The 25,013-nt window shown below is 39.3% G+C and carries 18 protein-coding genes; 9 read left to right on the top strand and 9 right to left on the bottom strand.

The genetic code is table 11. The features are described 5' to 3' along the window. Positions 1–228: 228 nt before the first annotated feature. Positions 229–1,347, bottom strand: a complete 1,119-nt coding sequence (locus tag ACKGJO_RS05215) for a BspA family leucine-rich repeat surface protein (RefSeq protein ID WP_411322345.1) — start codon at positions 1,345–1,347, stop codon at positions 229–231. A 391-nt stretch (positions 1,348–1,738) separates the two neighbouring features. Between ACKGJO_RS05215 and ACKGJO_RS05210 the strand changes: the two genes are divergently transcribed. From ACKGJO_RS05210 to sov, 5 genes are all read left to right on the top strand, one after another. Next, positions 1,739–1,876: a helix-turn-helix domain-containing protein gene (locus ACKGJO_RS05210; RefSeq protein ID WP_411322344.1), complete on the top strand. Its 138-nt coding sequence runs from the start codon at positions 1,739–1,741 to the stop codon at positions 1,874–1,876. A gap of 72 nt (positions 1,877–1,948) precedes the next feature. After that, a complete protein-coding gene (locus ACKGJO_RS05205; protein WP_411322343.1) occupies positions 1,949–3,157 on the top strand; it encodes a toxin-antitoxin system YwqK family antitoxin in 1,209 nt (402 codons plus the stop codon). Between the two features lie 387 nt (positions 3,158–3,544). Continuing rightward, complete coding sequence (locus tag ACKGJO_RS05200; protein ID WP_411322342.1) at positions 3,545–4,549, top strand: hypothetical protein; 1,005 nt, start codon at positions 3,545–3,547, stop codon at positions 4,547–4,549. A gap of 66 nt (positions 4,550–4,615) precedes the next feature. Then, complete coding sequence (locus tag ACKGJO_RS05195; RefSeq protein ID WP_411322341.1) at positions 4,616–5,674, top strand: YbjQ family protein; 1,059 nt, start codon at positions 4,616–4,618, stop codon at positions 5,672–5,674. A gap of 647 nt (positions 5,675–6,321) precedes the next feature. Continuing rightward, complete coding sequence (sov, locus tag ACKGJO_RS05190) at positions 6,322–13,524, top strand: T9SS outer membrane translocon Sov/SprA (RefSeq protein ID WP_411322340.1); 7,203 nt, start codon at positions 6,322–6,324, stop codon at positions 13,522–13,524. A gap of 1 nt (position 13,525) precedes the next feature. Here the strand turns inward: sov and lnt are convergent, their stop codons facing one another. Both lnt and rsmI read right to left on the bottom strand, forming a co-directional pair. After that, positions 13,526–15,076 carry an apolipoprotein N-acyltransferase gene (gene lnt, locus ACKGJO_RS05185; RefSeq protein ID WP_411322339.1) on the bottom strand — a complete coding sequence of 517 codons (1,551 nt, stop codon included), beginning with the start codon at positions 15,074–15,076 and terminating at the stop codon, positions 13,526–13,528. Next, on the bottom strand, positions 15,073–15,756 hold the full coding sequence (gene rsmI / locus ACKGJO_RS05180; protein ID WP_411322338.1) for a 16S rRNA (cytidine(1402)-2'-O)-methyltransferase: 684 nt from the start codon (positions 15,754–15,756) through the stop codon (positions 15,073–15,075). Before rsmI ends, lnt begins: the two co-directional genes overlap by 4 nt. A gap of 143 nt (positions 15,757–15,899) precedes the next feature. Between rsmI and ACKGJO_RS05175 the strand changes: the two genes are divergently transcribed. From ACKGJO_RS05175 to ACKGJO_RS05160, 4 genes are all read left to right on the top strand, one after another. Further along, on the top strand, positions 15,900–16,286 hold the full coding sequence (locus ACKGJO_RS05175; protein WP_411322337.1) for a VOC family protein: 387 nt from the start codon (positions 15,900–15,902) through the stop codon (positions 16,284–16,286). 357 nt (positions 16,287–16,643) lie between these two features. Beyond that, a complete protein-coding gene (locus ACKGJO_RS05170; protein WP_411322336.1) occupies positions 16,644–17,342 on the top strand; it encodes an alpha/beta hydrolase in 699 nt (232 codons plus the stop codon). A gap of 124 nt (positions 17,343–17,466) precedes the next feature. Beyond that, entirely contained in the window at positions 17,467–18,138 is a 672-nt protein-coding gene (locus tag ACKGJO_RS05165; RefSeq protein ID WP_411322335.1) for a response regulator transcription factor, read from the top strand. An 83-nt stretch (positions 18,139–18,221) separates the two neighbouring features. After that, positions 18,222–18,896 (top strand): TrmH family RNA methyltransferase, encoded by a 675-nt coding sequence (locus ACKGJO_RS05160; RefSeq protein ID WP_411322334.1) that lies wholly within the window; start codon positions 18,222–18,224, stop codon positions 18,894–18,896. A 44-nt stretch (positions 18,897–18,940) separates the two neighbouring features. Here the strand turns inward: ACKGJO_RS05160 and ACKGJO_RS05155 are convergent, their stop codons facing one another. The 6 genes from ACKGJO_RS05155 to ACKGJO_RS05130 all read right to left on the bottom strand — a co-directional run bounded on the left by ACKGJO_RS05155 (position 18,941) and on the right by ACKGJO_RS05130 (position 24,996). After that, positions 18,941–20,311, bottom strand: a complete 1,371-nt coding sequence (locus tag ACKGJO_RS05155; protein WP_411322333.1) for a M28 family metallopeptidase — start codon at positions 20,309–20,311, stop codon at positions 18,941–18,943. A gap of 118 nt (positions 20,312–20,429) precedes the next feature. Beyond that, positions 20,430–21,404: a M23 family metallopeptidase gene (locus ACKGJO_RS05150; protein ID WP_411322332.1), complete on the bottom strand. Its 975-nt coding sequence runs from the start codon at positions 21,402–21,404 to the stop codon at positions 20,430–20,432. Positions 21,405–21,492: 88 nt separating this feature from the next. Then, positions 21,493–22,524 carry an HPr(Ser) kinase/phosphatase gene (gene hprK, locus ACKGJO_RS05145; RefSeq protein WP_411322331.1) on the bottom strand — a complete coding sequence of 344 codons (1,032 nt, stop codon included), beginning with the start codon at positions 22,522–22,524 and terminating at the stop codon, positions 21,493–21,495. An 8-nt stretch (positions 22,525–22,532) separates the two neighbouring features. After that, positions 22,533–22,832 (bottom strand): ribosome hibernation-promoting factor, HPF/YfiA family, encoded by a 300-nt coding sequence (gene hpf / locus ACKGJO_RS05140; protein ID WP_411322330.1) that lies wholly within the window; start codon positions 22,830–22,832, stop codon positions 22,533–22,535. 37 nt (positions 22,833–22,869) lie between these two features. Beyond that, positions 22,870–23,805, bottom strand: coding sequence for a tyrosine recombinase XerC (locus tag ACKGJO_RS05135; protein ID WP_411322329.1), 936 nt, complete (start codon positions 23,803–23,805; stop codon positions 22,870–22,872). A gap of 51 nt (positions 23,806–23,856) precedes the next feature. After that, the gene (locus tag ACKGJO_RS05130) at positions 23,857–24,996 is read right to left on the bottom strand and encodes a glycosyltransferase family 2 protein (protein ID WP_411322328.1); all 1,140 of its coding nucleotides are present in this window, start codon (positions 24,994–24,996) and stop codon (positions 23,857–23,859) included. Positions 24,997–25,013: the final 17 nt, after the last annotated feature.

Genomic DNA, 25,013 nt, shown 5'->3' with positions numbered 1-25,013 from the left:
GTAAAATAAGGCGAGTATAACAAGGCCTGAGAGGGGATGGAATTTTACTCTTTGGGGTATACCCAAAAAGAGTAAAGTGATTGTAACAAAAAATTAAATCTAAATAGGGGGTTCATGTAGAAACCAACTTCTAAAAAGATATAGAAATATTCAGAAGATGGTTTGTCAATTCATGATGTGTCAAAAATAGTAGGTTACTCTACTTCAACGGTTCAGAAGCTGAAGAACTTAATTTGAAGGACAGGTTCCCCAAACGGGTTTATACTCTTCAATAAGTGGAGAGTTGAAAGAAAAATATTCAGGTTCTGACGATATGTTTGAGACACACCAACTGGATATGTTTTGATTGAAGGAAGATTCATTAAACATATAATCCATATTCGTCACTGAACTCACGTGCCAACTACCGATGTCTTGGTTGAATGGTGATTTCCTAAACATAGAATCCATAAATGTCACGGAACTCACATCCCAACTTCCAATGTCCTGGTTAAAAGAAGATGAATGAAACATATTACCCATATGAGTCACAGAACTTACATCCCAATTAGAAATATCTTGATTAAATGAAGCATCATAGAACATTAACCACATACTGGTCACGGAACTCACATCCCAACTCGAAATATCCTGATTGAATGGAGTCTCAATAAACATTGAAGTCATATCCGTCACAGAACTTACGTCCCAATTTCCAATGTCCTGGTTAAAAGGAGATGAATGAAACATACCTTTCATATCCTTCACGGAACTCACATCCCAACTCGAAATATCCTGATTGAATGGAGACTCATAAAATATCAATTCCATATCCCTTACAGAACTTACATCCCAACTCGAAATATCCCGATTGAATGAAGATTTATAAAAGACGGTCTCCATGTTAGTCACGGAACTCACATCCCAACTCGAAATGTCCTGATTGAATGGAGACCTATTAAACATTCCCCCCATTTCCCTCAACGAGCTTACATCCCAACTCGAAATATCCTGATTGAATGAAGACCCATAAAACATCAACCTCATATCAGTCACAGAACTTACATCCCAACTCGAAATGTCCTGATTGAAATCACTGTTATAAAACAAATATCTCATATTTGTGATTAAAGAGACACAGACTTTTGAAAGGTCTTTACCTTCATATAAACGTTGTTCTAATAGCTCCCTGTCCACTACTTCATACTCAATTCCGTTGACTATACTAATATCACCAATTTTACCATCAGGACATTTGATGGTAATTCCATCACTACTTAAATAGGTTGGGGTGGTTTCAGTCCCACATGAGGACAGAGTCAAGAGAAGTGAGAAAAGTATCAGATAATATAATCTGGTATGTGTCATTTAAAATCCCTTTAGATATAAAATTATGTTATTAGATATTAATTAAAATCAGTCCCATATACCAACATTCCAAAATTGTAGCTCTTTTTTACCACACTTTGGACACTTGAATTTCAACTCGTCTATAAATACATCCTCATCATCCGAAAGGAATGGTTCAAAAGGTTCAACTTCTCGTTTACATCTAGAACAGATCAGATCTTCATGATTGACATCAATTTTTGTCAGCCTCTTGCAGGGGTAGCAGGGAGTAGGCACGATATTGGCATGAGGTGTAATAATTCCACACCCGACCATAATCTCTCTGTAGTTATGGTTACAAGAATGACATATTGGTTGATAGATGAATCCCATGTGTTATATGTATTCTACAATTAAAAAATTGAAGTATATGAATAAACCAATCTCTAAGAAGATAAAAGACTACTTGGAAGATGGACTTACCATCAGGGATATTTCTAAGGTGGTAGGTTGTTCTACTTCAACCGTTCAGAAGGTTAAAAATATTATTGACTATGTAAGTATTTAGTTAAGTTATCTTGTATTGACTTCACATATAAAACTAAGTCAAATTATATCGAATAAATATTCGGGTTTAAGTATGAAACGGTATTCTAATTTAATCTTATCTCTACTTCTTGTTTTAATTTTTCAATCCTGTTCTGACATTAAATTTAGTGATTCGTATGTGTTGACAGAGAGACTTGTTGAAAGAAATGATACAACTTATCAAGTAAATAGTAATACGCCTTTTACAGGGGTTGGTGTTGACTCTACAGAAAATGTGATGACCTTAAAAGTTGAATATGAAAGTGGGTTGAGAGATGGTCTTTATCAAGAGTTTCACTTGAATACACAATTAAAAAAGGAAGGTAAATTTGAGAATGGTTTTAAGGAGGGAGAGTGGAAAACATTTTATGACAATGGACAATTACTTAGTGTTGGTAATTATATAAATGGTAAAGAAGACGGTAATTTTAAAACCTACTTTAGAGATGGAAGTATTAAGTCAGAGATAATGTACAAGGGAGGAAAAAAGGATGGAATATTCAAAAAGTACCATCAAAACGGTGTTTTGAATGTTGATGTGAGATTCTCTGATGGATTATACGATAGTAGATATGTGGAACTAACTTCAAGTCAAGATACGATATTAACTTTAGATTTTAGTGAGGGGTCGTTTAATGGAAGATTTGTTGTTGATATAAGTCAATACCATAGAAAGGGTGATGGAAGTGAATTATTCGATTTAATTTCTACAAATGTTGGAACTTTTTATAGTGTTAGTTTCAAGAAATTTAGTAATCATAACTTATTCGAAGATGGAAATTTTTTTCTTTTTGAAGATGATATAAGTTCTGTGTCAGGTTTTTATAAAAATGGAGAAAGAGATGGTAGGTGGGTAGTAAAATCTGTTGGTAAAAAAAGTTTAGAATTAGAATACAAGAATGGGGTTAAAGACGGGGAATTAATAAAATTCTATCCATTATCTGATACACCTCAATTAAAAGGAAATTTTAAGGATGGTAGTAAAAATGGTTTATGGAGTATCTTCTACCCAAACGGTGATATTAAAACAGAAATTAATCTGACAGATGATATTTATGATGGTTTTTATAAAAGATACTATGAGAACGGTAATGTTAAGTTAGAGGGACAGTTCAAGAAGGGAGATTTTTTTAATGTTTGGACTGAGTATAAACCTGACGGAACATTATGGAAACAAAGAACTTATGACAGTGAAAAATATAAATTAGAAGAGTTTGATGAAAATGGTAACGTAATTTACACCACTCTAATGGGGTATTAAGTACATTTCAATCTTATCAACCAAGTATTCTTTTTCTACCTGTAAAACCTTCGAGTAAATTCGACTCTTGAAAGACATCAACGGTTTGATATGTTGATAGAAATATCGGCTAAAAAAAACCCAAAATTTCTTGACACAGTTTATGAATTTATATTAAAAGGACCTCTGTCAGTCAAATATAATGCCTCAGAGTGGTATCATAAAGAGCTTACTCCTTCAACCATGAAAAATCTCTTTAATTACATATAAATGAATCAGGTTGACCTTGGTGAAGCGTATCACTTAATTAAAAAAAGAGAGAAATTTGTATGCTATGATTTATAGGTAAGAGAACGCATGAAGTGCAGTCAACAATCTTAATTAGAGTTAAGTTCTAATCACATGAAAATGCAAAAAGTTCTATTGTTTGTTTTATTATCAATCACCATTGTGCAGAATTGTTTTTCACAAGAAAGGAAAAACTTTAAATCTAGTGAAATCGATTCCACAATTGAAAGAGAAGGTTATGATGAGCCAATAATTATAAGTCAAAAAAAATTAGAAGAATTTACACTTTGGGATTATTTGGATGGTAAAGAAGAGTGGAAGGGTAAAAAAGGATATGTAAGTTACTTAAAAGAGTCTAATGGAGGGTTGGTATTGAGTAAAATTAAATTTCAGGATAAGAATTTATACTCAATCTCATATGAAGAACATAATGGTAATGATATAGAAACGACGAGTTTACTATTATCAGATAAATCAGCTAATGCTCTTTTTAAACCTGACAAATTTAATTGGGTTTGTGTCTTAAATGAATCAACAGAGGAACATTTTTATTATTCTAGAAAATCTATCTATTCTAGATTGTCTAGAACAATAGAAAATCAAATTGATGACTTATCGGAATATGATTATTGTGAAAGTTACCTTCCTTTATATATTTCTGATGAGGGAGCGTTAAGGTTTACCATAGTAGTATTACCAAAAGAGAAGGATGAAGAGTACTACATGAAAAGATTCGAAATGGGGCCATACATAGAAGTTGACTCAATAAACTATCACTCGACTTTTAATAATAGATTTACAGAAACAATATTTGATGATGAATTCGTAGTGAGAGATGTAGATTCCTATTCAGAAAGAAATATTAAAGATACTCAGACAAGTTTATACTTCAGTGGTTCAGGCATTAAGAATACAGATGTTTTTACTGCTGAAAGCCCTTGGAGAATTACATGGACGAATGATGGACAATTTATGTCAGGATATTTAATAGATGAAAATGATGAAACTGTAGAAGTAATAATAAATTCAGATGATAATAGGGGAAGAAACAACATCTATAAGACAGGTACTTTCCATATAAAGGTCAATTCAATTGGTAATTGGGTAATTAAAATACATAACTAAGAAAGTCATGATTCTAGTAGTGTGCATGTTATGCGTTGAAAATATTTATAATTAAACAAGGTGCAAATGCTATTTACAACCGTCAATTACGACTCAAAAGACATTGTACAAAGTTATGGAATGGTTGATTCTCACATTGTTGTGGGAGCCAATTTATTCAGAGATGCCTTTGCAGGCTTCAGAGATATTTTTGGGGGAGAGACAAAGAGTTATAAGAAAGACATTAATAAAATGAAAACTGCAGGTATGCAGGAAATGAAAGAGAAAGCAAAGAAGATGGGAGCCAATGCAATCATTGCTTTGAATGTGGACTTAGATGAAGTCTCAGGTTCAGGAAAGTCGATGTTTATGTACAATATGTATGGGACTGCTGTTAAGTTGAAAGAAGAGTTGATACACTCGGAAGACAATAATACTAGTGAACTAGATATTGAGTTTGAAGAGTTTGAGGAACTGAAAAAACTCATTAACAAAAGGGATAAAATTGAAAAGCCTGAAGACATAAAAAAGAATTTACTTCAGAAACTTAAAGAGAATAATCTACTTGATGAAAGGCTTATTAATATTTACATGGAAGGATTTTTAGAAAGCAGGGGACTTTACGATTGTAAAGATTTTTTGTCTTCCATCCCGCTTAGATACTATAAAGATACTTTCTTTTCTAAAATAGATGAACTTGCTCCTTCAAAGCTTAATAAGTTCATAGATGCTTTATCGGAGAACAATTATTATGATGTAGATAAGATTACTCAACTACTTCAGTCTGATAATATGACTATCAGATTGAGAGGATTGAAGTTTGCGCTCATGTATAAAGAAGTATACAGCAAAAGCGATATTTCAAAATTTAAATCTGTTCTAAATGTACTACGGTCAGACTTAAGTTTTGAAGTTGATATAACGGTAATTGACAAAATGATTGGTAGTGAGCAGAAATATAAATGTCCAAACTGCCTAAACGAAGCAAAAGTCAGTATTGCGAATAAATGCAATAAGTGTGATGCAAATTTATTGGGTTTCTTGTCATTACATGATACAGAATTTCCCTATCCCATTGTTCAGACGATTGAAGGAGCAATCAATGAACTTGAAAATAGAGTAAAAGTACTTGAAGAGGTTTTGTAGAACAAAATAAGTCCTTGAGTTGCAACAAAAAGTGTATGATATTGAGCTCAACATGATTGATCTTGAACTATTTCCTGATGAGTTACATCCACATCAATTTCCACCTGAATTGGTGGATTTCATTTAAGGAGTAAACAGACGATAATCATAGGGGTAAAAGCACCAAAAAGTGGTTCACCCTATGTTCACCTAAATTATGATAAATGAGTATAAAGTTCACCCAATGACTGACAAGAAATGTTGCTTAAAGTCCCTATCAAGTTATCGATGTGAAGGATCAGAAATTGCATCAACAACAGAAACATCAATGTAAAGAAGCAGAAGAAAAAAGGGTTGACATGCCTTTTAAGCAGGTCGATCTGTAATTTATTTATTTTTGATGCCACAATACTACGTTCGGTCATTAGGGGTTTTAGCAGAAAAATTGCCTCTGTGTTGATTGAGAGCCAAAAAATTCATTTATGATAACATTTTCAAGATACTCAAATATATGGTATTATCGTTCGCAACCATTCACTCGCTAATTAAAAAAGAAAACAACTTCTGCCTATCGCATAAAGCTACAGAAAATAAGTAATAACCGAGCCAGTAAATATCCGGTGTATTCTTTTTTAAAGTTAGTTTACTATTTGCCATTCGTTTGTCTTATGAGTGGGTTGCTTTTTATCAGTTCGTCTTACGCACAGGAACGTTCCGATATGGCTATGGATACGACTGTCACAGATTCCGCGGACAAAAGCACTAGTCTGATCTTCAGGTCTCCCGGCAGATATCCAACGGCAGTACCATTACCAAAATTATATTATATCCAAAGTCAGAAAGAGAACTTTGACGTCCGCTGGGATTCTACCTCAACCTACAAGATCTTTCGCCGCATTGGTGGTCAAAACGTCTCGCCACCGGCCACTTTATCTTTCACTGAATACGTAAGATTTAAAAGAGAGCAACAAAAAAGAGAGATAAGGTTTCAGCTGATCGAGGAAGGGAAACGGTTTACGGGAGATGAAAGAGGGTTACTTGATTTCAGCCTTCAGATTCCGGGCGGGGAAGAATCTGTATTCAGTTCTATATTTGGAAAACCGGAAGTAAATCTGACTGTAAACGGAACGGCTAATATGAATATAGGTGTATCGGTTCAAAATATCGACGACCCTACCATAGATCCGGATCTTCAGCGGAGAATTGACCCGACCTTCAATCAAAATTTACAGTTGAATATACAGGGTACTGTTGGTGATAAACTGACTATTGCAACAGACTGGGATACAGAACGTGCCTTTGATTTCCAGAACAGGCTGAACATCATTTATGAGGGTTATGAGGATGAGATCATAAAATCCATTGAATTGGGTAACGTGTCGATGGAGACAGGCAACTCACTTATCAGGGGTGGGGCGTCTCTGTTTGGTATAAAATCAGTGGCTGAGATCGGATCATTGAAAATGACATCTGTGATCTCACAGCAAAAAGGCGAAAGTCAGACTCAAACCATCTCAGGTGGGGCGCAGGAAACACAGTTTTCACTGCGTCCGGCACAATATCAGAATAATCGGCACTTCTTCATTGATTTCTATAATCGTCAGGAATTTGAAAATAACGTGGCTGATCCGCAACAACTTGGTCAGGCTTACCAGATCTCAGATATGAGAGTTTGGATTTCTGAACCTCAGGTTAATACTACCGACCCGGAAGCGGTAAGAGCAGCTGCCTTTGTTGATCTTGGTGTTGTTGAGAATCCTGATGGTACCTATAGTTTGCCAAATCCATCAAATGACAGTATTGATGATGCATTGCTAGAAGCAAACCGAGGGAATAACAGCGCATCAGCAGAATCATTCAACGTTAATGGAAATGATTTTTATAACGGATATTTTCGGCCTCTTCAGGAAGGAAGTGATTACACAGTTAACAAAACGCTTGGTTACATCAGCCTGAATCGTAACCTGAATTCAGGTTCTTATCTCGCTGTTTCGTATGTGAGGGAGGGTGTGCCTGATGAAAGTATCGAAAATGTTGTGGTTGGAGATGTAAATCCGCAATCAACAGGTTTGACCTACCTTAAATTGATTAGACCCAGCAACCCTACACCTGACCTGAAAGCGTGGCCACTTACCATGCGAAATATATATTCCTTGGGGGTATCAAACGTAACGCAAGATGGCTTAGATGTTGAGATCAATTATACAACCGGTAATGTGGACGAAACTAATCTGCCGGGCCGGAATCAAACACTGCTTCAGGATCTTGGGCTTGACCGTACAGATACACAGGGTTCTGTAAATCCAGACAACCTAATTGACTTTTCAGGTATAGTTTTGAACCCAAGAAATGGAAATATATTGTTTCCTTATTTAGAGCCGTTTGGAGACCGTATAAGATCATTATTGGAAGAAACAGGCGCATCGGATTCACTGATCGAGTCAGTAACTTATATCGAATTATATAATGAAAGGCAGAATACTGCTGACCAATCGAATAAGAATAATTTTTATCGGATTGATGGGGTTTCAAGTGGCGGTGTGTCTGGAAATTTCTCATTGGGAATAAGTTTGGTTGAGGGCTCGGTCAAAGTCTTTGCCAGTGGTACGGAGTTAATAGAAGGCGTGGATTACGAGGTAGACTATTCGTTTGGAAATATCACGATCCTGAATGATCGCTATCTGGCATCGGGTCAGGATATCAGGATTGAGTATGAAAATAATCAGCTGAACGTGATCGGGCAGAAAAACTTTACAGGTTTACGGGCTGAATATGAGTTTACGGATGATATCAAAATTGGAAGTACCTACTTCAAACTAAAAGAACAGCCACTTTCCGATAAGATCAGGATAGGTAATGAAACTATTAATAACACTATTCTCGGAATGGATGCTCAGGCTTCTTTTGACACACCATGGCTCACGAAGGCCATCGACAGAGTTCCATTATTGCAAACAAAAGAACCATCCAACATTGAAGTAAGCGGTGAAGTGGCTCAGCTCCGGCCCGGAGTTTCACAGACAAATGCGGTCAGGGATGCCATTGATAAGGGTAATTTATTCAGTGATGAGGAGAATGGTCTCGTTTTTATCGACGATTTCGAGGATTCTGAACTTACTATTTCTTTTATGAGTCCGACTAGATGGAATCTTGCCGCAGCACCGGCTGCTATTCCCGGCTATGCTCCTGATCAATCATATTTCACGGATCCATTTGTAACACCATTGAATACACTGAAATCAAAAATTGAAAGGTCAGATCTGCGGAGTCAGTTTGCCTGGTATAGCATCCCAAGAAATATCAGCAGTATCTTAGGTGGTGTTGAAGTTACGCCTGAATCAGAAGTGGTATTGACTGAAAACGTGTTTCCGGGCCGTGAAACGAATCTGGCTCAGGATGAGGTGATTAATACACTGGATTTATACTACGACCCGTCTGTTCGTGGTCCTTATAATTATAATTTAAATCTGAAAGAGAATCTTGAAAATGCACCTGAGAATCAGTGGGGTGGTATGACAGCAGCTGTACCATCGGGACAGGAAGATCTCACGCAAAATAATGTGGAATTTATCGAATTTTGGGTACAGCCTATTTTGCCTGACGGTCAGTCCCCTTCATCCGGCGATCTCCAAAGTTATGACGGTAAAATCTACATTGATGTTGGTACTATATCAGAAGATGTAGTTCCCAATTTTGATCTTAACTCTGAGGATGGTCTGGCCAATAACCCGGCAAACCTTGAACTTGACAGCTTTGGTGAGAATGCACGGTCTTATGTTCCTGCAAATCCTACTGCGCCTCAGGGACAGTTCTCCAACGAAAACAGATCTCTGGAAGATGTCGGTTTTGACGGAGTTCCAAGTGCTAATGGCTTTGATGCCCAAAAAGTAGAAACGGCCTTATTTTCAACATTTATCGACTCGATGCGTGTTGCCTATGGGGTCAGCAGTGATAAATATCAGTCTATATTGGCTGACCCTTCCAACGATGACTACGTATTTTACGGGGAATCAAGGGTGCAGAATTTACCGCTTCATGAGCGTTTTCACCGGTTGTTGGGATATCACGAAGGCAACACACCCACAGCCGGAGGTGATTCCCGGGCTATAACTCCAAGACCTGATTCCGAAGGATTGGTAAGCCGTGCAAATATTGAGACCAATAATAATTACTATCAGTACGAGATCGATTTTAATCCGGCCGATTTCAGCTCTTTGCAGATCGGAAGTCCGGGAACTTATATCGTGGATAAGGTACCTGGCGACAGGCAGCAGGACCGCTGGCACCTGGTGCGATTACCACTTTCAGAATTTACACGCAAGGTTGGGGATATTGATGGTTTCCAAAATATAAGCCACATTAGAATGTGGATGTCAGGCTACGAAAAACCATTTACACTTAGATTTGCCAGCTTCGAATTTATTGGAAGCCAATGGAGGAAGGTTGATAATATTGAGGAAACTCAAAATGCTTCTGCAGATTTAAGCATCGCTACCATTAATATTGAGGAAAATGCCAATAGAACACCAATACCTTATCGGCAGCCGGATGGGGCTATCCGCGCCTTAAACCGAGGTGTTCAGGTTCAAACGCTTGAGAATGAGCAGTCTCTGATACTTGGAGTTGAGAACCTTGAAGCTGGTGAGCTTCAGATGGTAAAAAAGGTGTATCCCGGTGGTTTGAATCTACTTAATTATTCAAACATGCGCATGTTTGTTCATGGTGAGGGCTACGGAGACGGACGGGAGGAACGAAATAATGCCGAACTGGTGATCAGGATGGGAACTGACTTGAACGCCAACTACTATGAATACAGGCAGCCTGTTACACCATCAGATCCTAACTTCCCATTTTCTACTTACAGTCCCGATGCAGCCGGCAGTCTTGAAGGAGATGCGGAAGAAGTCTGGAAATATCAAGAGAACAGTATGAATGTAATACTGTCAGCGTTCAATGAGTTGAAGCAATTAAGGGATCAGCAGGGTACGGGAGACTTAAATCAAAAATTTGAATTGCCACTTTCAACTGAGGAGGATGAAGCTGTACCCGGAGCCATTATAGCCATCAAGGGTAATCCGTCTTTAGGAAGGATCTCTGAACTGGCTATGGGTATCAGAAATCCTTTTGACCCAACCGATGTGAACTCTGAGGGTGTACCTGACCTGACGGCAGAGTTCTGGTTAAATGAATTAAGGGTATCGGGCTTTGATAATGAAAAGGGATGGAAGGCAAATGCCAAAGCCAGTTTTAAACTCGCGGATTTCGCAACTGTTAATACCAATTTCTCTAGAACCACAAACGGGTTTGGAGGGCTCGAATCTCGTTTAGGCCAAAGAAGTATTTCGGATGATATCGGCTATGAACTCAACTCAACAGTAAATTTACATAAACTTGTTCCCGACCGCTATGGTTGGAACTTTCCCGTTACTGTTTCGACCCGAAGAAATATATCAACTCCTAAATTCCTTCCAAATCAGGGGGATATCAGGCTTGAGGATTTCAAGAATGCAACAATCAATAACTCACAGCTCTCTGATACAGAGAAAGAGGAAGTCATAGATCAGCGTATTGAGGAAATTGAGACCGTACGTAATAACTTTTCGGTTAATGTTGCCAATATCTCTAAACAAAACTCCAAAGGGAAATTGGCTCAGTATACCATCGACCGAACGAAGCTGAGTTATGTTTATAATGAAGGCAGTTCGAAAAATCCGGAAACATTATTTCAGAATGATTGGAATTTTACGTCGTCGGTTCAGTACAATCTATCATTCAACAACGTTGGATTGATCAGGCCGTTTGAATTTACAGAGGAGGTTCCGCTGATAAATGTTTTATCAGGCCTCAGATTGGGTTATATGCCTTCATCTCTTAATGCTTCAGCTAACCTTAACCGATCTTATTCTGAAAGGAGACGGAGAAACCTGACGAGCCTGAACGGTCCGGAAGATATTCAGCCACTTCAACAGAGTCATACTTTTAATCAAAGGTCCTCATTTGGGTTTAATTATAACCTGACACGGAGTATCCCTATCTCATTCAGAAGCAGTACCGGATACGACCTTTCAAGGGCAGGAAGGACAGATATCAACGCCACAGGAAAGGAAGCTGATAGTCTTTCCTATAGTGTAGTGCCAACTTTTGAGGTTCTCAATAAGATCATTACAGATTCTCTATCAGCGCGAAGATCGAATTATGAGGAAAGTTATACCCTGAGTTGGCGACCCAGGTTGAATAATATAAATCCTTTGAACTGGATGAGCTATACTGCTTCCTACAGCGGAGGATATAACTGGACAAACAGTCCCAGGGGTTCACAACTTGGCGCAGGAATAGCAAACAATTTTCGTATTGATCACTCTCTTATATTTGAAGTTGAAGAGTTATTCGATAAAATGCCATTCTATACAAAAATGGTAGAGAAGAACCGGGAAGATACTCAGCTTCGAAAACGGGAAGACCAGGAAAAAGATCCCGATCTGGCTAAGGATTTTACCTACGTTGGCCGCAAGTTTATTCTGGCACTATTCAGTATGCGTAGTATTGATATCAGTTATAATGATAACAAAACTTCAAGTCAGTCTGGCTATAGGGGCGATTCTCAATTGTATTATGCTTTTAGAAATCCCGATTCTGATCATTTTTCCCCTCCATTTGCGTATCGGATAGGTTTACAAGATGAAATACCTAGATCGCAATTAATACGGCAAAGTCCGCAGGGACGAACTATCACGTTACCGAAAAACAACACTTATTCTGATAACATCACGCTTGGGACGACCCTAAATATACTCACAAACCTGAGCCTGGATCTTTCCTGGGATACTAAATGGGATGAAAGAAGAACAGATAACCTTGCTCTGAATCAGGACGGTGATATAAATTCAACTGTATCAGCAAGCGGAAATATCAGTTCTTCGGTTTGGGCTTTTGGAAATGGATATAGAGATCTTTTTGAAAGACAGTTGCAAACCGCTTTTGAGGATCTTGATGGCACTAATACCATCAGTGATGAAAGTGGAAATGGAGATGGACGTATTGTTTTGAACCGTAATACCCTGGAAGAGGATTTCAGGAAGGCTTATCTGGGAGGTGGTGTTAGCTCCATTGGTGAAAAAGGTTATACGCCAATTCCAAGACCAAACTGGAGACTCACATGGACGGGTGTTGAGAATGTAATCCCCTTCATCGGTGATAACATGAGGCGGGCAACTTTAACCCACAGTTACAGTGGCAGTTATCGTCTTGGCTGGAACCTGAACAGTATTACAGGATTGCAATCGGAACAAGGGCTTGGAGCCTTTAGCCTGATCGACAGTAGAGATCTGTATGAGCCGAATTCAATAAACATCGAACAGCGATTCTCTCCATTTTTACAGCTTAACGTAACCTGGGAATCGAATCTTAGAACGCAGATCAGCTTAGACAGAAGTAAGACCAGCAGTTTGGCATTATCAAGTAAAACAGTAACAGATCGACTTTCAGAGGGACTTACCGGTTCTATCAACTACACCTTTAGAAGAGTGACGCTCCCATTTTTGCCTCGGATCAAGAATAACATCGATGTGACCATTAACGGTGGTTTCGCCGATGATACGGAACAGAAGTATTACCTGAATCAGGATATAGGTCAGGCATTGAGTGATCCTGATCCGGTAAAAAATGTAGGATTATATGATTTTACGGCCCCGTTCGTCACAGGACAGCGCAGGATTAACGGATCCATTGTACTGGGATACCGCTTTTCTCAAACTGTCACATCAAATTTTGAATATACTTATACTAAGGTGGCTCCAAAGTCCTCAGCTTTTCCGCCAAGAACCAATCATGATATTAGATTTAATTTTAGGATCGCTATTCAGTCACGATAGATCAGGAATTTTCTTTTCTGAAATAAAAGAAACCCCAAAACCCACCGGTAAAAATCAGGCAGGTTACAGGAAGCCAGTTTCCAAAGCGGGTGTAAAGGGTTTCAGTGTATCGGTTATACACTTGTGAGACAAAGCCGGTTCGAACCCAATAATCTGTTTGACTGATGACTTTACCGTTTGGTGCTATGATTCCGGAAATACCATTATTGGCACTCCTGGCGATCCATCGATCGAACTCAATGGCTCTGAGTCGGGCATAGGCAAAATGTTGAAGGTGACCTGAGGTGTTGCCCCACCAGCCGTCGTTGGTGATAATAGTTATAAAAGTGGCTTCATTTCTGACAAATTCCCGGATCCAGGAGGGGTATACGGAGTCATAACAGATCAATCCGGGTGATGTAAATGCTGTGGTTTCGATCATATCAGGAGTTCTGCCCCTTCCAAAACCTGCAATACTGCCCCAATCAACGAAGTCAAATACATCAATTGTGGCAAGTATTTCTACAAATGGGATTCGTTCTACAATAGGGACCAGGTTTGCTTTTTCATAATCTGAAATGCTTCCGTCTGCTTTCACAAAAAGGGTGGCATTGAAATAATTGTATGGGTGTCCGGAACTTTGGATAATGCCTCTATAAAGCTTGTCGGTATCGGTATCGTAAGTTTTGAACAGTCCGGTGCCTACAATAAAGTTTGTGTTCCATGATCTGGCAGAATCAGCTATTCTGGATGCTGTTCTGGATTTGGAGAATATAGCACCATCAATGGCATTTTCCGGCCAGATCACGAGTTCCGTTTTAGGGTTGATCGTTCTATCTGTCAGGCTCATCAAGCTATCCATGACTTCATCCAATCCACTCATACCGGCAAAATCCTCATAGGAATCGTGATTGGGTTGAATGATGGCAACCTCAATTTCGTCTTTAGGATCTGTTTCAATCTCATTAGTAACGAATAAGGTGAATGACCACAAAGGAAAAATGATAAAAACGGTAAGTGTTGTATAGAGAAGTCTGTTCTCTTTGTTCAAGATAAACTGATAGGTTAGGGCTGAAGTAAGCACTACCCAAAGCGAGATACCCAGGAATCCGGTAGCAGATATGTATTGAATGATCCCTATCCAGTTAGACCAGGCATTACCGATGGCCAGCCAGGTCCACGATAGGTCCCAGTTATGGTGTAAAAACTCATACCCAACCCATGCAGAAGTTTGTAACAGTGCGATAAGAACAGGCGAGCTGCTTTTGGCTGAAAAATACTTTGCCAGGCACAATGGGATGGTCATAAGTACGCTGTTGGCAAGAATAGCGGCTATACCGGCAGGGAGACTCGCCATCATCAGCCAGTAGGTTCCTATCAGATTCCAAACTACAAACCCGGCATAACTGTAGTACGCCAGTTGTTTATAAGAATCTGTTTTTTGAACCAGATGGAACAGCAATATAAAGGCGGGTATACTAAGAAAAGATAAATTAACCGGCGGAAAACTCAGCCCCAGTAAAACCCCGGCGCTTATCGAAACTACCCAGTTGTTATCAAACCAATGCTTCATTCTGAATATCCTTTTCCGGCAACGATCACCACGATCTCACCTTTAATACTGTCGCGTGACTCAAACTCAGTTTTAAGTTCATTTATTGTACCGCGCACCACTTCTTCAAATTTTTTGGTGAGTTCCCGCGCTACGGCCGCAAGTCTTTCAGGTTCAAAATGCTTTTCTATCTCACCGAGTAACTTTAAAAGGCGATGAGGACTCTCATAAATTATAATGGTACGTTCATCCTCTGCAAGTTGACCCAATCGCTTTTGGCGCCCTTTTTTATGTGGCAGGAATCCCTCAAATACATAACGGTCGCAGGGTAAAGCACTAGCAACAAGAGCCGTTGTAGCTGCATCCGGACCGGGAATGACGGTGACGGTATGGTTCAAATTCTGTGCTTGCCGCACGGCAAGAAACCCCGGGTCAGATATTCCGGGCATACCGGCATCACTTATAAGAGCTACATTTTGGCCTGCATCCAAAATATTGGTCAGGTGCCCAACTTTTCTATGTTCATTATGTTGATGAAATGAAAAAGTAGGTTTATTGATTCCAAAATGTCGAAGCAGATTACCGGAGGTTCGTGTATCCTCGCACGCAATATAATCCACTTCATTCAATACCTCTACGGCACGAGGGGAGAAATCACTCAGGTTTCCAATAGGTGTGGCAACAATATATAGTGTAGACAAAAGACTTTTTTTATTTTAAACTGTATAAATATCAAAGTACGCGAATCAAAAACCAAACTGTAGTTCATGTTTAGGTTTGTAATTTAAGCAGTTGGTTGTATGTTTAGCGGAGAAATAAAAAATAAATTAATTATCGTTAGAATATGAATTTTAAACCATCAGGTCTTAATCACATTACCATCAGAGTAAATCGTATAGATGCTTCAAAGGAATTTTATGGTGATATCCTTGACCTGGAGCTCGTAAGAACTATGGGCCAAAGTATGGCCGTGTATAAGATAGGGGATGAAGATACTTTGGTGATCGTTGAGGCAGAAACCAGTTACGACCCAACATCTAGAGATTTCAGGGTAGATCACTTCGGTTTTTATGTGGATAGCCCCGAACAAGTTGATGAACTGGCAAAATACTTCCGGGAAAAAGAGGTTACCGTGATGAGCGGACCCGCGAACCGTAAAAAAGGTCGTTTTCTATTTATCTCAGACCCAGATGGTAATATGATCGAATACTTCTATGAGGAAAAAGAATGAAATAGAAAGAGAGCTGGATAAAAAAGGAATTAGAGGCAGATCTTCATAAGAACCTTAACAGTCAGTATTCCCGCATAGAAGTGTTGGAAAGGTTTTATGAGGATAGAAATCCATATGTGATAGGCCTCATGAACTTTTTTTCAACTTTGTTCTTCTTTGAAATTTTTTACTTCTTGATAAGTACTCTTATCAATGGTATGACCCTTGGGTTTACAGGGGAATTCTTTTCAACTCTTGGTCCATTTGCTCATATATCCATTCTGTTCCTATGCGTGACTTCTGTAATTAACAAAAGGTCAGCTGTGGATGTTGTAATCGATAGGTGGACTTTTTGATGATAAAACACACTAATTTTATATGTCTGATACACTGAAAACCGGCACATTACCATTTGAGATCGATGTACCCTATGAACTTATCGAAACCGGTTTTGGGAAATCTAAACCAATGATCGTGTACTTGCATGGATTCAAGCAGAATATCGAATACTTTGAAAAGAAGGTTAGCAGGATGTTAGAACTGAATGCCTATCATCTTTTTATTCAGGCACCTTACCCGGTGTATGATACGACACGTAAAATTAAAGTTTCCCGTTGGGGCAGAGCGTGGTATTTGTATGATGGAGATCAGGAACAGTTTCTTCAGTCGATGGAAGCTGCATCAGCTTTTATTCAGGAAATATTGGAGGAAGTAGTGTTGGATCTTAATGTTGAGAAGGTCTGTTTATTTGGATATTCAATGGGTGCCTATTTAGGTGGGTACTATGCACTATCCAGACCAAAGAGCGTCGATGAGCTTATAACTATAGGCGGACGTATCAAAACCGAAGCGTTTGAGGGTAAAAGGCGAGAGGCAAACCATATTAATGTGCTGGCATTGCATGGCAAAAACGATTCCAGTGTCTATCCTGAACCGCAGAAAGAATGTGTGGAACAATTAAAGGAAGATGGGTTTAAAGCAGAATTCAGGTTAGTGAATGCCGGTCACAAACTGGAAGACATTTTTATAAATGAGTCTAAGGAATGGTTAATGTCACTTGGGTATTCTGATACGTGATTTTTTGTTATACTTTGTTTCTAATGTTTGTTAAGTTATTTTAATCCAATTATAATAAGGCGGCTAATATGGTAAACAAGTACTTAATTTTGCCATATCATCACTAAATAATTTCAGGTAAAAAATGAACATACTTGTAATAGAAGATGATCCTTCAGTACGAACTTTGGTTAAAGCCGTACTGGAACATAACGGTAATTCAGTCTCAACTGCTGATAATGCAACCGATGGAGAATCGCATGCAATAAATAACGATTACGATATGATAATTCTTGATCTAGGGCTACCTGACGGGGATGGATATGAGGTTTGCAAAAATATTCGGGACGGGAATGTTGAGACACCGGTTTTGATACTTTCAGGCGAACAAGAGACTGATGTAAAAGTGAAAATGTTGAAAGTGGGTGCTGATGATTACCTGACCAAGCCATTTAATACTGAAGAGCTGATAGCCCGCATGACCGCCATCAAACGAAGAACTGAATCGGGCGGTGAACAGCAAATTTCCTGTGGGGAGCTGAAAGTTAACCTCTTAAAGCGAGAATTTACGATCAACAAAGAACCTGTTCAGTTGACCAACAATGAGTTTAATCTCCTTGTTTATTTTATGAAAAACAGAAACAGGGTCATCACTCAGGAAGAATTAGCTGAAAAAGTGTGGGATATTCATTTTGACACGCAAACAAACTATATCAATGTGTACATCAGCTACCTGAGAAAGAAGATCAGAGAACATACAGAGGTCGATTATATTGAAACCATTCGGAAAAAAGGATTTGCATTTCGGTGTGATTAAGAACTCATTTTGAACTAATTAAGTATAGTCCCTCAAGTTTTTGTTTGAGGGACTTTTTTTTGTCAACTATGAAACAAAGCACTTTGTTAAAACTCACTGACTACCTGAAAGGGTTCGCTACTGAGGAAAGGTGGAATACCATCACGGAAGTTGCGAACAAAAGAACCCAACATATTACAGTGGTGATTGAGGATATTTATCAGCCACATAACGCCAGTGCCGTTCTTAGAAGTTGTGATGGATTTGGAATTCAGGATGTGCATATCATAGAAAATAATAACGAATTTGATGCTTCAAGTCAGGTTACGATTGGGGCAGATCAGTGGCTTAGCATCCACAGGTATAACAATGAAGGCATAAATAATACTACAAGATGCCTGGAAAGCCTGAGAGAGCAGGGGTATCAGATCATAGCTACTAGTCCCCATGAAAATGATACGGAATTGAATGACCTGAATATCGATCAAAAAACTGCTCTTGTATTTGGAACCGAATTGGATGGCATCAGTGATACAGTTAAGGAAAATGCGGACGGTTATGTCAAGATCCCAATGGCCGGTTTTAGCGAAAGTTTTAATATCTCCGTAAGTGCAGCGATCTGTTTGTATGACCTGACCCTGCGCATGAGAAGATCAACTTTAAATTGGCAACTCAGTGATGAAGAGCTTGATCTACTTAAATATGAATGGCTCAAAAGATCTATTAAAGCAGGCGAAAAGCTGGAGAAACAGTGGTTAGAAAATAATCTCGATAAATAATTTATACTGAGGTTCAGCTCATTTACGTACCTAACCTTTATAGATTACCTTGGGAGTCGTTCTTCAATGTCTGCAACAGCATATGCAAAAGTGGCCATTGTAGCCACGCATTCATTAAAGTCATCTTTGTCGAGCTTGTCCATGGTATCTGCTGCCGTATGATGGTACCAAAAGTACTTTTCTCCATCAACAACCAATCCCATACCGGGTACACCGTCGTTCATAAGAGGACCAATATCAGCACCACCACCGCCTTTTGTTACTTTTCCTGATTCAATTGGCTGGAGGGTTTTACCGATCTCAGTCAATATTTCAAACCCACGGTCGCTGCCGGTAAAACCGAAACCGATGGGGTCAAAAACACCGGCATCTGATTCCATAGCCAATACGTGGTTATTGAGGGAGTTTTCTACTTCCTTGATCCAGCGGTGATATTCAGTGGCACCTCTAAGACCGTTTTCTTCATTAGCCCAAAGTACAACGCGAATGGTACGTTTTGGACGGATACCATTCTTTATCATCAATCGAACCGCTTCCCAGGATGCAATACTTCCACCGCCATCATCCATTACGCCCTGGCCAACATCCCATGAATCTATGTGGCCTCCAAGAACTATAATCTGATTAGGATATTCGGATCCTTTAATTTCAGCGATGATATTACGGGATTCAAAATCTGGAAGTGTTTTAGCATTCATATCTAGGTAAATCTCGATCTTGTTACCTCTATCGTACATTCTTTGGATCATCATGGCATCTTCTACCGTGATTGCAGCATGCGGGATCTTATCAACGCCTTCTTCATAATTCATAGTGCCGGTATGAGGTGTTTGCATAGAAAAAGGGCCAACAGAACGAATGATACTTGCCACTGCACCGAGTTTGGCAGCCTCAACAGCACCATTCATTCTATACTGAACAATACGACCGTAGGAGGTGAATTCTGCGTTATACAGAACGATCTTTCCTTTAACCTCATCCTTTACACTTTCAAGCTCTTCAAAGCTTTTAACCACGATCACCTCCGCAGTAATGCCACCTTCCGGAGTTGCGACACTTCCACCTAATCCCAGCATAGGGAGTTCTTGTTTGCGTGGAGAAATAAGAGTTGCACGCTCTTCACCCCGAACCCAGTGTGGCACCATAACGGGTTGACCCCATACTTTATCAAATCCATCCTTTTGCATTTCCTCCAGGATCCAATCCAGGGCATCCTCCAGATTTTGAGAACCACTGAACCTGGGGCCAAAGGTATCAGCCATATAACTCAATCTATCCCAGGCGAGATCACTTGATACAGCGTTTTGTACCAATTTGTCGATATTTTCTTTATTTGTAGATGAGAGCACATCCTGAGCTTGAATAGCAAAAAGGCTCATAACGCTGAGCAGGGTAGAAAGGAGTAGGCGTTTCATATTCATTTCTTAGAGTTTAAAATCGAGCCAATTAAACGAAAAGATTTAATCTATTCCACAAAAAAGCCCGAACCAATTTGGCCGGGCTTAATATAAAGTTCTTTAGGTGGATCTCGTCCTAATCCATAGAATTTTGGTTGGTCTCTGCTATCTGTTTGAACATAGCATATTCTTCCGGTGAAGTATCTGCAAATAGATAGTAAATAGGATCGACAGGACGCTTGTTGTAGTGAACTTCATAATGCAGGTGAGGTCCCTCAGAAAGTCCTGAGTCACCGGCCATCGCAATTTGTTGTCCGCGTTTAACCTCAACACCTGAACGTATACCATCAGCAAAGCCGGATAAATGGGCGTACATTGTTTCAAAACCAAAACCGTGATTTACAATTACAACATTACCGAGAGTACTTTTCTTACCGGCAAAGCGGATCTTACCGTCACCGGTTGTAAGCACGGGATCGCCCACATCAGCTCTGAAATCGAGCCCGTTATGAGGGCGGGGATAACCTAAAATTGGATGATTACGCATTCCGAAGCCACTAAGCAGAATCCCTGTCGTTGGTTTGATAGCCGGAATATTGCCCATCTTCTCCTTATTCACATTGTACTGATTCTTGATCTGCTCAAAACTTAATTGTTGAATACCAATACGTCTTTCCAGATTATCAACTTTGGAAGCTGTCCATTTAAGCAGTTCAGATGTGGATTCTGAGTATACATCAAAGTCTTCGTAAGGATCTGAACCACCAATACCTGCTTGCCTTTCTTCGTAGGATATTTTGTCCATCCCCAAAACTGATCGATACATCTCGTTATCTTTTTGAGCGATCTCACTTAACTGATTATCTAGATCAACAATGGAATAACGGGTTGATTCTAACTGCTCGTAGAGAGCTTCGTTTTCAGCTTTTAAAGCAAGTTCAGCAGGGGTCCCAATATAATTTGAGAGAAGAATAATCCCTATACCGGTTAATATGACACCGGAAAGGATCCAAATTGAAAGATTGTAAATTACTTGTTCGGTTCGTTTGTACGTAATAGGAACAAACTCACACTTAGCCTCGTCGTAGTAAAAATGATTTTTTAAAGACATAAATTATTCTTGTTACAAAACGCATTCAAGATACAGAGCTCACCGCCTTTATCAAAGAGTAGGAATTAACTCTAATGTTACATGATATTTATTCAATATCTCCCTCAAAGTATTCAATAGCTCTTTTTGGGGCCATGTCACCGCCTTTGGCTTTATCATCAATACTTGTTTTTATCCGTTCCTGAAATGCCTTGGCCGGGTCGTAACCATAATGTTTGAGCAAATAGTTCATGGCGATCACCTCAGCGATCACGGTAATATTCTTACCTGGCGTGATTGGTAGATGAATAAGCGGGATCTCCAGATCCAGGACTTTGACCGAATCGTGGTTCAAACCCGTTCGCTCAACTTCCTGTGCTTCATCCCATAAGGTAAGTTCAAGTACTACTTCCAGTCGTTTTTGATATCGTATCGACCGGATCCCAAACATAGACATTACGTCTACAATGCCGAGTCCTCTGATCTCCATGAAATGCTTGCTCATTTCGGTTGCTGAAGACATCAGGACATTATTTTTTTTTGTCAACATGACTACATCATCCGCTACCAGACGGTGACCCCGTTCAACAAGATCGAGAGCCACTTCACTTTTCCCGATCCCGGATCTTCCGGCCACGAGAATTCCAATTCCGTAAACGTCCATCATAGATCCATGAACCATCGTTTGTATGGCAAACTGATCTTCCATAAAATCCCGTAGCAGATACATGAAGCGAGTAGTCTCAAGTGGGGTAGAATAGACCGGGACCCCTGCTTCTCTGGCTGCCTGTAATAACTTTTCGGGCAGTTCATTACCATCAGTCAGGAAGATGACGGGAATATCGAATTGAGTTATATTTCGGAAGGCTTCAAGCTGCTTATCGCTACCCATATGGCCCAGAAACTGAGTTTCCGTATTTCCAATTATTTGTATTCGCTGATAGGTAAAAAGTTCAATATAACCTGCAAGAGCCAATCCCGGCCGGTGTAGATCAGCCTCGGTAACAAATTTGTCTGTACTGCAGTTTTCAGCAACACAGGATTCAATTTTTATATTGACTCGTTCTTTTAGTTTTTCAACTAAATATTCTACCGAAATTTTATCCTTTCGGGGGATCGGGTCTTGCGGTTTAAATGGCATATTAAAAATTATTGATTAGCGTGCATTTTGTCTTTGTATTTTTTTAGCTGCCGTGAAGCGGTATCAACAGCATTGTGCACAGCCTGTTCGTATGATTTTCCCGGTTCTTTAACTGTGATAACTTTGCGGGGTACTTTAATGATCAATTCGGCTTGATGTGGATTTTCATCTGATGGAGTAGGCTGTAAAACGATATCACACATAACTATTCGGTCGTAAAACTGTTCTAATTTTTCGACACTGTCTATACAATGTTGCTGTAGATCTGCGCTTGCTTCAAAATGGCGTGCTGTGAATGTAGTTTTCATATTTTCTACTCCTTAATTATAGTAATTTTATTTTTAATTATGTTTTTGCTCTCGGATGGGCTTGCTCGTACACATTTTTTAGTCTGTCGATACTTGTATGTGTATAAACCTGCGTAGCAGCAAGATTAGCATGCCCTAGAAACTCTTTAATGATTCGAATGTCTGCACCGTTGTCTAACATATGGGTTGCAAAACTATGCCGCAATACGTGAGGGCTTTTCTGTGTGACCTCACTGGTCTTTTTAAAATATTTTTCAACTATCAGTCCAACAGCCCTGTCATACATCCGTTGACCACTTGCTGCAATAAATAAGGCTCTTTTAGCATCGGCGTCAGTTCTGTTTCCATAAAGTTCCGGTCTCTTCTCGATAAACTCCTTAAGAACATCAGATACTGTTTTACCTAATGGGATTATTCGCTGTTTATTGCCTTTTCCTTTAACAATTACCTGATTTTGTTTGAGATCGATGTCTGTCCGGTTCAAACCGGTTAATTCACTGAGTCGCATTCCGGTACCATAAAACAATTCAAGTATGGCACGATTTTGAAGCCCCCGTGTGGTTTCAGTGTTCACCGCATCCATCATACGTTTAATATCTTCTACGGTAGCAGTTTTGGGCAAGCTTTTATCTTTTTTGGGGACAACCAGCAAGTGAGCCGGGTTCTTTTCAATATGTCCACGTTTGAAACAGTACTTGAAAAAGGAGCGAAGTGCAGCCACTTTTCGTGCAATGGTAGATTTTGCCATACCTTTCTCTGAAAGATCACCCAACCACAGTCTGATCGATAGTCGAGTTATTGATGAAAGGTCGACCTTTTCAGGATCAGTGTCTTCAACACCGGCCGTGAAAATCAGAAAAGTCTCCAGGTCGTGTCGGTAAGAAGTGATAGTATGTTTAGAAGCATTTTTTTCTACGGCAAGGTATTTCAGGTATTTATCTATCAATGCTTTCATATGCCTGAATATGTCCATGTATCTGCTAAAAAGAAAACTAATATTCGTGAAGGTGGAATGAATTTTTCGTTAAACTTCCCGGCCTTTCCATCTGGCTTTTTTACCGGTGTAATGATCCCAAAGGCAGCGAATGCCAAGGACTTCAAACCAAAGTATGGTAAGTGGTTGTAAAAGACTCATAAGCGGATTCCAATTGAATTTAATGTCAAGCAACCAACGCTGTATAAATATCACCCCAAGAATAATGGCTGCATAAAAGCGCTGATCAGGTTCGCCCATTAACAGAATATAAACCGGTGCAATGTATACAATAAACTGCATAACAGACATAAATAGGAATAAAACCGTATTTTTACCGAAACCCACGAAGAAGTTTTTTCTTAAGCCTTCAAAGATCTCATGGTGTGATCGATACATTCTGCAGTTCACTGTCTTTAGTCCGTCGTACATAGTGATGTTAAGACCGTTTCTTTTTATGACCTTAGCAAGTTCCACATCCTCAACGATCTGATTTTTTACCGATGAATGCCCCCCGATCTTTTCATAAGCTTTTCGGTTAAAGCCGATAAACTGACCGCAGGCAGCTGCAAATTGTACTCCAACCTTTTTTCTGATTGTTTTAGGAAGCCATTTCGGATTTTCCTCTACGTACTTTGCAGGAAGCAGACTGTATAACCCGTAATATATCATCGGAATGATAAGTTTCTCCCAGAAGGTTTTGAGCTCTTGCTTTGGCCAAACTGTAATGGCGTCAGAGTCATTAAGGGCATTGACCGATCTGGAAACGGCTGTATTTTCAAGCCAAACATCGGCATCAATGAATACCAGGATCTCTCCACGAGCTTGTTTGCTTAGTTGTTGACACGCCCACGGCTTGCCCAACCAGTTGTCAGGCTTAAGTTTACCTTTTATGGTTCTGAGAGTTGAATTATCAGCCTTAAGTTTATCTAATATGTAAGGAGTTTTGTCTGTTGAGTTATCATCAAGAACCAAGACCTCAAAATTGTTATAATTCTGATCCAAGGCAGAGCTTACGCATCGTTCAATTACGAGTTCTTCATTTCTTGCTGGTATGCAAATGCTGACCAAGGGTTGTTTATCAGATCCATATGAGCACTCTTTGAGAGAACGAAATTCGAACAAGTTGCGTACAAATACGGTAATAGTGTAAATAAAATATGATGCAGCGACAATAAGTAAAATGTCCATAGATGAATATAACAGGC

Origin of the sequence: Gracilimonas qinghaiensis (genome assembly GCF_046602855.1) — a bacterium.
Classification (GTDB): Bacteria; Bacteroidota; Rhodothermia; order Balneolales; family Balneolaceae; genus Gracilimonas.
The sequence above is the reverse complement of the archived record's forward strand: the minus strand, read 5'-3'. Positions and strand labels throughout refer to the sequence as shown.

Coding starts and splice junctions, on each gene's coding strand:
- ACKGJO_RS05215 (WP_411322345.1), bottom strand. CDS start 1,347: ATGACACATACCAGATTATATTATCTGATACTTTTCTCACTTCTCTTG.
- ACKGJO_RS05210 (WP_411322344.1), top strand. CDS start 1,739: ATGAATAAACCAATCTCTAAGAAGATAAAAGACTACTTGGAAGATGGA.
- ACKGJO_RS05205 (WP_411322343.1), top strand. CDS start 1,949: ATGAAACGGTATTCTAATTTAATCTTATCTCTACTTCTTGTTTTAATT.
- ACKGJO_RS05200 (WP_411322342.1), top strand. CDS start 3,545: ATGCAAAAAGTTCTATTGTTTGTTTTATTATCAATCACCATTGTGCAG.
- ACKGJO_RS05195 (WP_411322341.1), top strand. CDS start 4,616: ATGCTATTTACAACCGTCAATTACGACTCAAAAGACATTGTACAAAGT.
- sov (WP_411322340.1), top strand. CDS start 6,322: ATGAGTGGGTTGCTTTTTATCAGTTCGTCTTACGCACAGGAACGTTCC.
- lnt (WP_411322339.1), bottom strand. CDS start 15,076: ATGAAGCATTGGTTTGATAACAACTGGGTAGTTTCGATAAGCGCCGGG.
- ACKGJO_RS05175 (WP_411322337.1), top strand. CDS start 15,900: ATGAATTTTAAACCATCAGGTCTTAATCACATTACCATCAGAGTAAAT.
- ACKGJO_RS05170 (WP_411322336.1), top strand. CDS start 16,644: ATGTCTGATACACTGAAAACCGGCACATTACCATTTGAGATCGATGTA.
- ACKGJO_RS05165 (WP_411322335.1), top strand. CDS start 17,467: ATGAACATACTTGTAATAGAAGATGATCCTTCAGTACGAACTTTGGTT.
- ACKGJO_RS05155 (WP_411322333.1), bottom strand. CDS start 20,311: ATGAAACGCCTACTCCTTTCTACCCTGCTCAGCGTTATGAGCCTTTTT.
- ACKGJO_RS05150 (WP_411322332.1), bottom strand. CDS start 21,404: ATGTCTTTAAAAAATCATTTTTACTACGACGAGGCTAAGTGTGAGTTT.
- hprK (WP_411322331.1), bottom strand. CDS start 22,524: ATGCCATTTAAACCGCAAGACCCGATCCCCCGAAAGGATAAAATTTCG.
- hpf (WP_411322330.1), bottom strand. CDS start 22,832: ATGAAAACTACATTCACAGCACGCCATTTTGAAGCAAGCGCAGATCTA.
- ACKGJO_RS05135 (WP_411322329.1), bottom strand. CDS start 23,805: ATGGACATATTCAGGCATATGAAAGCATTGATAGATAAATACCTGAAA.
- ACKGJO_RS05130 (WP_411322328.1), bottom strand. CDS start 24,996: ATGGACATTTTACTTATTGTCGCTGCATCATATTTTATTTACACTATT.